The 9,826-nt window shown below is 40.2% G+C and carries 10 protein-coding genes; 5 read left to right on the top strand and 5 right to left on the bottom strand.

Features of this window, described 5'->3' with window-relative positions:
* Positions 1-418 precede the first annotated feature (418 nt).
* From E1176_RS11825 to E1176_RS11810, 3 genes are all read left to right on the top strand, one after another.
* A complete protein-coding gene (locus E1176_RS11825) occupies positions 419-2,788 on the top strand; it encodes a TonB-dependent receptor (RefSeq protein ID WP_155210826.1) in 2,370 nt (789 codons plus the stop codon).
* A gap of 128 nt (positions 2,789-2,916) precedes the next feature.
* On the top strand, positions 2,917-3,972 hold the full coding sequence (locus tag E1176_RS20960; protein ID WP_222933138.1) for a hypothetical protein: 1,056 nt from the start codon (positions 2,917-2,919) through the stop codon (positions 3,970-3,972).
* Between the two features lie 309 nt (positions 3,973-4,281).
* Positions 4,282-4,719 carry a hypothetical protein gene (locus E1176_RS11810; protein WP_155210824.1) on the top strand — a complete coding sequence of 146 codons (438 nt, stop codon included), beginning with the start codon at positions 4,282-4,284 and terminating at the stop codon, positions 4,717-4,719.
* Between the two features lie 33 nt (positions 4,720-4,752).
* Here the strand turns inward: E1176_RS11810 and E1176_RS11805 are convergent, their stop codons facing one another.
* From E1176_RS11805 to E1176_RS11785, 5 genes are read right to left on the bottom strand one after another with little or no spacing between them, the layout of a single operon-like run.
* Positions 4,753-5,724, bottom strand: coding sequence for a CobW family GTP-binding protein (locus E1176_RS11805; protein WP_155210822.1), 972 nt, complete (start codon positions 5,722-5,724; stop codon positions 4,753-4,755).
* The gene (locus tag E1176_RS11800; protein WP_185152769.1) at positions 5,721-6,380 is read right to left on the bottom strand and encodes a DUF1826 domain-containing protein; all 660 of its coding nucleotides are present in this window, start codon (positions 6,378-6,380) and stop codon (positions 5,721-5,723) included. Before E1176_RS11800 ends, E1176_RS11805 begins: the two co-directional genes overlap by 4 nt.
* Positions 6,381-6,388: 8 nt before the next feature.
* Positions 6,389-6,820, bottom strand: a complete 432-nt coding sequence (locus E1176_RS11795) for a DUF3299 domain-containing protein (RefSeq protein WP_155210820.1) — start codon at positions 6,818-6,820, stop codon at positions 6,389-6,391.
* Positions 6,813-8,039, bottom strand: a complete 1,227-nt coding sequence (locus tag E1176_RS11790; protein WP_155210818.1) for an ABC transporter permease — start codon at positions 8,037-8,039, stop codon at positions 6,813-6,815. The genes E1176_RS11795 and E1176_RS11790 overlap by 8 nt, the downstream gene beginning before the upstream one ends.
* Positions 8,036-8,710, bottom strand: a complete 675-nt coding sequence (locus E1176_RS11785) for an ABC transporter ATP-binding protein (RefSeq protein ID WP_343030529.1) — start codon at positions 8,708-8,710, stop codon at positions 8,036-8,038. Before E1176_RS11785 ends, E1176_RS11790 begins: the two co-directional genes overlap by 4 nt.
* Before the next feature lie 14 nt (positions 8,711-8,724).
* On the opposite strand from E1176_RS11785, the gene E1176_RS11780 reads away from it, so the two are divergent.
* Complete coding sequence (locus tag E1176_RS11780; RefSeq protein WP_155210816.1) at positions 8,725-9,150, top strand: MerC family mercury resistance protein; 426 nt, start codon at positions 8,725-8,727, stop codon at positions 9,148-9,150.
* 93 nt (positions 9,151-9,243) lie between these two features.
* On the top strand, positions 9,244-9,826 hold a 583-nt coding region (locus tag E1176_RS11775), incomplete at its 3' end, for a hypothetical protein (RefSeq protein WP_155210814.1).

Genomic DNA, 9,826 nt, shown 5'->3' with positions numbered 1-9,826 from the left:
AAAAAAATAGCGTATACTAATAATCTCTCACTGTTTCTCAGATACGTCAATCTTCTTTTTTTAAATAAGCGCTTAGATATTAATATGCAATTAGGTTGCATTTGTGTAGTTTTGCAGGATGGCTGATAATCTACAATGTTTAATTGAAGATTTTAGCCTGAGAATAACAGACTGTCGATTGAATGTATTGGCATTTTTGATGAATTCAAAAAGCGCTCTTCTACTAAGCGATCAGGTAGGTGCAGTGATCATTGATAAAACCCCTTATGCGTTTGGACTTAAACAATAATAGTGATGTTAAGTACAATCAATGTGGTCTGACCCAACGTCTTGATGATAACAAAGTACTTGAAGTGTCAGTTTTATGTTCGAGACAGTCAATAGTGTGGATGGAATTTGCAATAGCTGCAATTAATTGATGAGATACTTAGTTTTATTTTTTCTTATTGGCTTTACTACTCTTGCAGTTGGGCAATCTAAGCCATGCAATCGTTCTGTTAAAGGTAAAGTGCTTAGCCGTGAAACTAATGAGCCCTTACCGTTCGCTACGGTGAGCGTCCAGGGCACCGAGATTGCCGATATAGCCTCCGAAAATGGCGAGTTTGAGATCTCTAACATTTGCCAGAAAGAAATTGACCTTGAAGTGCGATTTGTTGGTTATAAAACGGTAGTTCATCACCATGACTTTCATCACCCAAATCCAACAATTTACCTTGCTGCAAATGAAACTGTACTGGAAAGTATCACCATCGAGGATTATCAAACAGAAGAAATACAATCCCTGGCTGTGCAAAGGAAAGAAATCAATAAGATGTCTATTACTACATCTTCATTGGGTGATTTAGCCAATGAGATATCGGGAGTTTCTATGCTTAAGACCGGTTCGAATGTCTCAAAACCCATGATTCATGGGCTACACTCTAATCGAGTGCTCGTTATCAACGATGGCTTAAGGCATGCCTATCAGGTTTGGGGTGAAGAACACGCACCGGAAATTGATCCTTCGCACGTAGATCAGATCGAAATAATCAAAGGAGCAGGTACTGTTAAATACGGACCTGAAGCGCTGGGAGGAGTCATTTTGTACAATACAAAAAAGCCTGAGCTTCATGAAGAATTAAATGGATCTGTAACCTCATCTTATCAAACGAACGGAGGTGCAGTAGGCAGTCAATTTAACCTGGGGCAGGGTTCACATAATTTTGCATGGAATGTAGGCGCGTATGGCACCTATCAAGGCGATCTGGAAGCACCTGATTACACTTTGTCCAACACGGGGAAAAAAGAATATGGCGCTAGCTTCAATGCATTAATACATCAACCAAAGTTTGATGTACAGATTTCAGGCAGTTATTTCGATCAGGAATTAGGTATCTTAAGGGGCTCTATTGTAGGTAATCTTGATAATCTACAAGAAGCCATTGATGGAAATAAGCCCAACCCCACTTTCTCATCTACTTACGATATAGGCAGCCCAAGGCAATCAACAACACATGGCTTATTAAAATCAGACATTAAATTATTTCTCGGAGATCACATTGTAAACTTTACTTACGGGGTTCAACAAAATATAAGAGAAGAGTATGATGTGAGAAGGGGAACATTAAACGAACGACCAGTAATTGACTTAAAGTTGATCTCTCATACGTTGGAGGCTGAGTGGGTGCAGGCTTCAAAAAACCGATGGAACGGGAGCTCCGGCATTCAGGTATACACACAAAATAGCGTTAATGAGCCAGAATCAAATCCAGCTAACTTTGTGCCTGACTATGATGTAATCAATATTGGCGCTTATACGATACAGTCTTACCACTTTGAAAAAGTGACCCTTGAGCTGGGTGCCCGATTTGATTACCAATCACTCAGTGTGGCAGATACCATCAGGGAAATTTATACCTACTCCAATGACTTAGATTTTAACAATGCCTCTTTTACCTTGGGTTTTCGCAAAAAACTTAACCCTAATACCACAGTATTTACAAATTTGGGCACAGCATGGCGCCCGCCAAATGTTGCAGAATTGTATTCCTGGGGTTATCACAATTCACGTATACAATTTGGGCTTTGGAGATATGATTTTACCCCTGATGTTGTCACTCCTCCGAATAGTGTTTTTGACGAATCTTCCAGATCTGTTCCAGCCGAAAATAGTTATAAAATTATTTCAGGTATTGAGATAGATAAAACTAAATTGAAAGCTGAATTTGTAGTGTTTACCAATAAAATTAACAACTACATATTTTTGAGACCTTATGGAATCACCACCAATATTGCTGGTACTATTCCTTACTGGTTATTTGAGCAGACAGATGCATTGTTTTTAGGTAGTGACTGGGATATAAGATATACCCACAGCGATAGATTTACTTCTGAGGTCAAATTATCGTATGTGTACGCTAAAAGTACAGAAAAGGATCAGCCTCTATTAGAGATACCTCCACTAAATATAGATTATTCCCTAGAGTATAAAAATAGCTTCTGGACATTGGGCTTAAATCTAAATTATATCGCAAGACAATGGAACGAACCGCTTGTAATAGAACCCAGAGAAATTGAGAATGGAAATACTGAAGTGGACCGAAACACAGATATCTTCGATTATATGGCACCACCTGATGGTTATTTTTTGATAGGCACTAAGATTGGCTTTGAAAAGAAAAAGTGGAGTGCCGAAATCAACGTACGTAATATCTTAAACAGCCGTTATCGCATCTATACAGATCGACTGCGCTACTTTGCAGATGCCCCTGGTAGAAACATCGGATTTTCTCTACAATACAGCTTTTAAGATGCAGCACTGTTGCATTTTATTGGTATATGCAATATTATTGCATATATAAAAAATCAAAACTGAGAGAAGATATGAAAATGCTGAACTTAAAATTTTATTTATTCCTTTTTCTGGGGTTAGCTATTATGGCGAGCTGCTCTGATGACGATGAGGCACCAGCTCCTGAGGAGGAAGAAGAAGTTATATCACGCGCAGAGCTCACCTTTACACCAACTGGTGAAGGAGATGTAGTGACAGCCACATGGTTTGATGCAGATGGTGAAGGTACCGGAGCTCCTACAATCGATAACATAGAACTCGTTGAAGGTTTGGAATATGAACTTTCTATAAAATTGACCAACACACTCGCAAGTCCTGCGGAAGATATTACGGCAGAGGTCGAAGGTGAAGATGACGAGCATATGTTCTTTTATGAATTTACTAACAACATTTTTGCCGACCCTACAGGTAATGGTAATGTCGATAATCGAGGTGACGAGGTTAACTACAATGATTTCGATGACAATGGTAATCCTTTAGGTTTATCAACCAACTGGACAGCTGGTGCTCATACTGAGTCCGCTGGAATATTCAGAGTTGTGCTTAAGCATCAACCTGATATTAAGTCAGCTACTTCAACCATCAATGATGGAGGGACAGATCTTGATATTACTTTCCCGATTAGCATCGTTGAAGATCCGAATGCTGAGGAAGAAGTTATAAATGAAATCGTACTGACTTTCTCACCTGTAGGTGGTGGTGATGACATTACTGCCACATGGTTTGATGCAGATGGTGACGGTGTAGGAAACCCAACTATAGATGATATAGAGTTAGCAGCGGACACCGAATATGATCTTGCCATTACACTGGCAAATACACTTGCAGGCGAAGATATTACCGCTGAAATCGAAGCAGAAGATGATGAACACATGTTCTTCTTTGCGTTCACTGATGGTGCATTCTCTAGTCCTACTGGCGATGGAAACATCGACAACCGTAGCGATGCATTAAACTATAACGATGAGGACATGAATGGAGAACCTGTTGGCTTGTCTACAAATTGGACAACCGCTGGAGTTTCAACTGGCAATACTTTCCGAGTGGTTTTGAAACACCAACCAGGTATAAAGTCATCAACGTCTAGTGCTGCTGATGGTGGTACTGATGTAGATATCGAGTTTACTTTAAATGTAAACTAAGACTTAAGAAAAGTTTTAAAGGTGTCTCAAAAGGGTTTAGTCTTAACTGCCCTTTGAGACACCTTTTTTTATTAGTACTCCTTTAGCTCAATTCGTTGCTGAACTATCAATACCCCAAAGAGTCAGCCTCACACCCTATCTTTCCCATTTACTGATTATTTAAACCTCTCTTACCTAAGGCTGAATGTGGTCAAGCCCCCTCTATATTATAATTGCAACAATGTTGCAATTAAGTGATGCTTTTGTGTAAATTGCTATAGATCAACCTGGTCATGCATACTGGCCCCAAAATGGTTAAAAGCCTGTTTTATGAAAAATATAGCACTCACTTTGTTGATATTCTTACCTGCTTGTACGCAATCAAGCAAAGAGGATTTGCAATTTCAAAGTAGAGATACACATCAACTTGCACGGAAAATAGGAGAGCATGTGGCTGATAAAATTGACCGTATTGAATCTCTGGCCTTAACATTCGAAAAACCAATGAAATCTGTATTGCTCGATTCTGTCATCAGTCTTAGAAAAGATTTTGATCACTGGGAATCTACCGTGCCTTATGCAGCTGATTCTGTCCTGCAAAGAATCCCAGGACTTACACCAGAAGCAGACTTAATCATTCAATCAAACTTGAGAGACCGTGTTATACAACTAAATATTAGAGCACAAAAGATTTTGGATAAGCTGCGAGATGAGGATAAATATGAACCATCACGAAGAAAAACCACTGCTCCGGGTCACATAGCTTAATGATTGACTAGATAGATGTGAAATCTCATTATATTAACTCACCAAATGCCTATTAAACATCTTCTCAAAAGGCTTCTTTTTAAGTCCCCTGCCTATAAAAACCAATTTTCCTATGCGCTCATTTTCCGACTCCCATGGTGGTCCATCTGTGGCTATAAATGTGTTTCTTGCTGACTGAAGAATGACCTTATTTGGATAATTGGGTATCGCAATAAAACCTTTAACGCGATACACCTGATGGCGGAAAAGCATCACGATTCGGTTCAGGTCGAGTTGTAAATGGTTAAGGTCCAACGGGCCGGGAAAGGTGAGGGTGAAAGTGGTAATTTTATGATTATTATTATCGCCATCACCGTGCTCGTGATCATGGTGGTTACCGTCAGCGATTGTTTCTACCGAGACCTGGTTTATGGTGCCTGTATTAAGAATGTCTGCGAGAGCGAAAACGCCTTGTTCTCCACTCATGACTTTAGCATTTGGGTTAATGTTTCTTAATAGTTTTTGCACTTCTTTTTGATAAGTAGGGGCAACGGTATCTATCTTATTGATGAGAAGTACATCCGCCAAACTAATTTGGCGCAGTGCTTCTTCAGTCTCTTCAAGCCAGTCTTCTACTAAACCAGCATCTACCAGGCAAATAACCTGTTGTAAGTCAAAAACCTTTTCTACTCTTGGGTCTTGTAAAAACACCTGCAATATTGAGCTTGGGTCGGCAATGCCTGTAGTTTCTATTACCAACCTGTCGTATTGGTCTCGCCTATTGGCTGCTTCTTCCAGTACCTCTATAAGGCCATCGGCCAATGTACAACAGAGACAACCTGCGCTTAGCTCTATCACTTCTTCTACTCCATCCATTACCAGCCCGCCATCAACATTGGTAGCACCGCACTCATTTTCTATGACTAATATTCGCTCAGGTAATTGTTCTTTGATGAAGTGATTGAGAAAGGTGGTTTTGCCACTGCCCAAAAATCCTGTAATAATATGTACTGGAGTTTTTTTCATATATCCACTCTTAGAATGACTCGCTTTTCTCCGGTTTTTATTATCTCGGGTGATCTGTGTACTATCCCTTTTACAGCTGACGGACGGTTGGGCAGCTGCCCTTTTAATATGGCAACATGACCAGTCGGTATGCGCTGAACCGCTTCTTTATTTTTTACAATTCGCTCATTTACCGTACCCAATGCTGAACGGTTCACCGCACCCTCTGGCAGCCATTCAGTCCCTGGCCCATGATAGGTAACAAACAGCCGAAGTGCGTACCCATCTACATGGAACTTTCTGCACGCATCGTTATCTATTACCTTTAAATGTAGCGTTCCAGTTTCAGTTTTTGAGAAACCTAGAAAATCATTGACAATCTTGTAAACGTCCTGCCAAAACGGTTGGCTATCAGGTATATGCGACCACTCTAATTTGGCTGCCTCGATCTGTTCATGAAGATTATTTCTGTCAACATAGCGCCTGATAGGTTCGGGCTCCAGCGCTGCTGTCTTTTTAATATATTGTGAAATCGATGGGTCCAACGATCGTTTCCAACAAAATAAATTAACCTGATCTGTCAGGATGGTATTTCTGTGAAACCATTTTGAGCTAGTTACCTGCTTGGGAGCATTAGTGCTGCGCTTGTAGAAAGGTATTGACTTTAATAAAGACATATAGTTCATTATTTATAAACTTCAGCTTCTTGTAAGATATAGTTGCATTGGTAAATATCATCGGAGTTGAGCTTAAGTATTCCCTTAATGGTCACAATCTGATCCATCTTAAATTTTGGGTGATTTGGTTTTAGCTTAAGCTCTACAATAGATGCCGGACCGCTTTGTCCGCAGAAAAAGCACGAAGCAAACGGATTACGTGACAGAATGTAAATGCCCTCTTTGGGATCAATGGCCAGCATGAAACCCTTTATATAAACTTCCTTACCTTCCAAGGCTTTCACTGATGGTCCGAAATGCGGAAAGTAATAATAGGCCTGTTCTTCGGGACTAAACTTATCACTAAACTCTACATCTGTGAGTGTTTTCCAGGTGATTTCTGTTTGGGCTCCAACAGAGCTCCACACGAATAATAATAGTATGACAAAGAGTTTATGCATTGGCAAGAGCTTTTGAAATGTTGATATGAAAAACACGAATGGCCGGGAGTAAAGAAGAAAGGAGCCCAATGGTTAAGGCGGTACCCAAAAGCCACCATTCTTCCTGAAGCCACACCCAGCCAGAAAATGTATAGTGATAATTGGTTTCTAATAATTCAGAAACCATCCACAATCCTACCCGGCAAAAAATTATACCAAGCAAAAAGCCAGATAAGGTAAGTAAGAGTCCTTCTTGAAGCACAAGCCACACCAGTTGCCACCGCGTTGAACCATAAGCACGCATGAATGCCATTTCGTATTCACGATCTTTTAAGGCGCTGTACAAACTGATGAAAACACTCAACCCGGATACCGCCATAATAACTATGGCAATCGCACTTAGCGTATCGATACCTACACCCATCAGGTTAAAAAGGCGACCTATTTCGTAAGCGGGCAAAGCAGCCTGCATGTTTGTGTTTTCGTTGACCATACGAGGAAGCTGTATCATACCCATGGGGCTTTTAAATTTGATTAGCATGGCTGTGATATCATGTTCAGTATTTTTCTTATGATTCTCCTGGGTTCCATGCTCGTCTTTATGAGATGCATCATCAGAAGACTCTTGGTGGTGAGCATACCAGACACTTTCAGATGCTGTTAAAATAAGCTGATCGACAACAGAGTTGGTGGTATTGAATGTACCGACCACTTTATAAGGATGGTCATCATGCGTTTCTCCACCAGCAATGAGACCATGTGAACCAGAAAACTTATCTCCAATGGTTATATTCAAGGTTTTAGCTACAGTTGCACCAATGGTGACCTCAAAAGGCGATTGCCACAAGCGGCCTCTATTCAACGTAGCATCATACATATTGGGATAATCATGTTCACTACCCACTATTCTATAGCCTTTGTAGCTGTCTCCATACGAGAGCGGAATGCCGGATTCAACCAACCGATTTTTTTTAAGCTGTCTGGCTTCATCAAATGATATATTTCCTGTTGGGTCATCGATATGATATACAGCAGAAAGTATGAGTTGCAGCGGGCTACCTTTAGCACCCACCACCATGTCGATGTCTTTTATATTATTCTCCATCTGAGTTTGGATATGACGATTGATCTGCAAAAGCAGGGAAATCATACCTACACCCAGTGTGAATAAAATAAGACTGAGAGAGGTGCTCAGAGGTCTACTTATAGTATTGCGGTAACTCAGCTTAAAAATGTTCATAATTCGAGTGTATTTTGGAACAGATTTTTAAGTCTTTGATCGTGAGTAATAATTATGAGTGTGGCGTCTGTATCAGCTGCCTGTTGCTTTAGCAAAGTGGCCACCTTCATGCAGTTTTTATCGTCCAGACTCGAAGTAGGTTCATCGGCCAAAATCAATGCAGGGTTGTTAATTACCGCCAATGCAATCGCTGCTCTTTGCTGCTCACCCTGGCTCATATTGTATGGTTTTTCTTTAAGCTTATGGTCTATGGCCAACCGTTCTGTGACTTGTCTCACTCGCTTTATGTCTTGTTTTTTTCCTGCGAGATACTGTATGAGCAGGAGGTTTTCGCTTAAAGAAAGCGCATTGAAAAATTGTGGACGTTGAAAAACCAGGCCGATATGGCGCCCACGAAATGTGTCTAATTTCCTTAAAGAAAGCGATTCGAAACTAGTGCCTTTAAGTGCTATACTTCCTGACTTTGGTCTAAGCAAACCGGCCATGAGATGTAGCAATGTAGTCTTGCCGATTCCTGATTCTCCGAGGATCAAGAGATCTTCACCAGCTGTGAGTTCGATATCTGGAAAACGAAAATAAATTGATTCGTTGTATGCAAAAAATAACGATTGAGTTTTAAACATATCATCCATATACTGTGCAAACCTACATACGTATTTATATAAATGCAACAAAGTTGCATTTAATGATCAAACATCTATATTTGCAACAAAGTTGCATTTATTATATGGTAGTTTGGCTAAGGAAAAAATCGGACGAGCTGGGTATTCTCAGTTCCACGTTGTGTATGATTCACTGTATGATCACCCCTTTTTTATTTGTAGTCTTTCCTGCTTCTACAGGTCAGCATGGAGGTTATGAATGGTGGAGTTTTCTTGATCTATTGTTCTTGAGTGTTTCTTTTCTGGCCGTTTTTAGAACTGTTCGTCAATCTGCTTTTAGATGGATAAAAGTCAGTATGATCGCTGCGCTGTCCCTGCTCACTTTTTTCATTTTAAATGAGCGATTGGAAGGAATAGAGTTTCCTTTTGACATGGTGTATTTCCCTGCTTTTGCATTGGCGATCTTACACTTGGTCCACCTGAGAAAATGTAGATGTGCAACTGCCTGATGTCGGTAAGTCGCAAGAGGGATATATTGCAAACATGATCAATTAAGTTTATTATTGCAACAGTGTTGCATTAAAGAATAAACCAATAAACTCATGAAATCAACCAACCTAAAACTTAGTATTCTATTTTCAGTTACACTTTTATGTCTTTTAGCAGCCTGCTCTGGTGGCAAAGAAGAAAGCAAAAACAGTGAGGATAAGGAAGAGGTAGAAAAACCAAAAATTACACTTACTAAGGTCAGTAGCTCACCCGAGTATCCGGAAGCCTCACTTAAACTGAATGAGCCTGCTGCAGCGAATGAAGAGTCTACGGAGGTGTCGTTTGATTTTGATGTGACTAACTACGAATTAGGCGTTCAAACTGCTGATGCAGACACCAAAGGATTAGCTAATTCTGGCAAGGGCCAGCATATTCACCTGATTGTTGACAACGGGCCATATTCTGCACATTATGAGCCCACTTTTAGCAAAGAAATGGAGGCTGGAAATCATGTAATCTTGGCATTTTTATCTCGCTCATATCATGAGTCTGTTAAAAACTCTTCTGCTTTCATTGTTAAGCAAGTTGCAATAGGTGAGGCTGAAGGTGATTCTGTTGACTTATCTCTGCCACACCTTTTTTACAGTCGACCAAAGGGAACTTACAAAGGTGCTGATACTGAAAAATTATTATTAG

This window comes from Fulvivirga aurantia, from assembly GCF_009711475.1.
Taxonomy (GTDB): Bacteria; Bacteroidota; Bacteroidia; order Cytophagales; family Cyclobacteriaceae; genus Fulvivirga; species Fulvivirga aurantia.
Note: the sequence above shows the minus strand (reverse complement) of the source record. Positions and strands in the feature narration are given on the sequence as shown.